Annotated in this window: 1 protein-coding gene; it reads left to right on the plus strand. The window is 36.1% G+C overall.

The annotated features are described in order from the left end of the window. Positions 1–133: 133 nt before the first annotated feature. Positions 134–1483, plus strand: a complete 1350-nt coding sequence (locus EKM69_RS12175) for an IS4 family transposase (protein WP_125711379.1) — start codon at positions 134–136, stop codon at positions 1481–1483. The last annotated feature ends 78 nt before the right edge of the window (positions 1484–1561 follow it).

Consider the following 1561-nt stretch of genomic DNA (forward strand, 5'->3'; position numbering starts at 1 on the left):
CTAAAGGTTGAAAGATGAATATAACAAAATAACCCCGGCATACCGGGATTTTATTGTATAAAAATAGACATGAGCTTACTCATATCATTATAATTAAGGCGTCGAAACCAATTACAAAGGAGTATTCATGTCCATGTCTATTTTACAACAATCAACTACTACAATTCATCATTCTTTTATCCGTTTTTCCAAATTGGTACACTTATCGGATATTTTGAGAACTTCAAATATTAAAAAGTCCAAAGGTATCAAGGTTTATGTTCTCTTAGAGTGGCTATTGACTGCCACTCTTAATAGATATTCTTTGTTTAGGGCTGAAGAAAGTCACTTGTTCACTAAGAAAACTGTTCGTAACTGTTTGAATGATCCTAGGACGAACTGGCAAAGACTGGTACAACTTCTTGCAATACATTTGATCACATATGTTGAACGCTTTACGGATCCGCGGAGAAGACAAGCACTTATCGTGGACGATTCTCTATTTAAACGTGAATTCTCGAATAATACAGAAATGTTAGCCCGAGTATTCGATCACGATAAACAAACTTATTTCAAAGGTTTTCGTGCTCTTACTGTTGGTTGGAGTGACGGGAATACTTTCTTGCCCCTCAATTTTGCTTTGATGTCATCATCAAATAAGAAGAATCAACTGGGTATTTTTAAGCAGTTTGATAAACGATCATTGGCCTATCAGAGACGAGCTCAGGCTATGCGGAAGATGAATGATGTTGCACTAGAATTGATCGATGCATCTTTGAAAAGCGGAATAAAGGCTAAGTATGCCCTTTTCGATAGTTGGTATTCTTCACCACGGATGTTTTATGAATTACTTGACCGTGGCTTATCTGGTATTGGAATGTTAAAGAAAACTAAGAAGGTTTATTTTCGTTATCGCGGTCGTCAAATGGATGTTAAGACTTTATATAACACTCTTCGTCGTTCAAAATGGTCAACTAAGACAAAATATCTATATAGTTCCATGGTAAGTTTCGACATAGATGGACATCAGATGCCAGTAAAACTAGTATTTGTAACGAATCGAGCAGATAAGAACAAATATCTAGTATTGGCTACAACCCAAGTCAGTTTAAGACCTGAACAGATCATCCAAATGTATGGAAGACGCTGGCAAATCGAAAGTTATTTTAAGGTAGCCAAGCAATATCTTCAATTTGATAAAACACAAACACAAAGTTATGACGGATTATGTGGCCATCTAGCAATAGTTGCCCTTGGATACGACATATTGGCATTAAGTCAACGAGAGAACATTGATGAGCGAACCCTTGGAGATATTTTTTACGATTATGGGCGAAGTTTGCCGGATATTGATATAACTGACGCTTTAAATTGGTTGATAAGGACTATAAATGGTCTAGTAAAGAATTTCAATATGGATTCATCAGTTCTAGATGATATTTTTGACGAATTTATAAAAGCATTACCCAATCGCCTGATCAGGCTCTTGGATAATGCTTCATGATGTTAAAAAACTATTTGATTGTACCCAACCTCAACATACGAATGAGTTGAGGGCTATTTTCGTGCTTTCAACCTTTAG

Origin of the sequence: Companilactobacillus zhongbaensis (genome assembly GCF_003946515.1) — a bacterium.
GTDB classification, from domain to species: domain Bacteria; phylum Bacillota; class Bacilli; order Lactobacillales; family Lactobacillaceae; genus Companilactobacillus; species Companilactobacillus zhongbaensis.

Bases quoted from the DNA above. Each gene is read 5' to 3' on its own strand.
- EKM69_RS12175 (WP_125711379.1), top strand. From the start codon at position 134: ATGTCTATTTTACAACAATCAACTACTACAATTCATCATTCTTTTATC.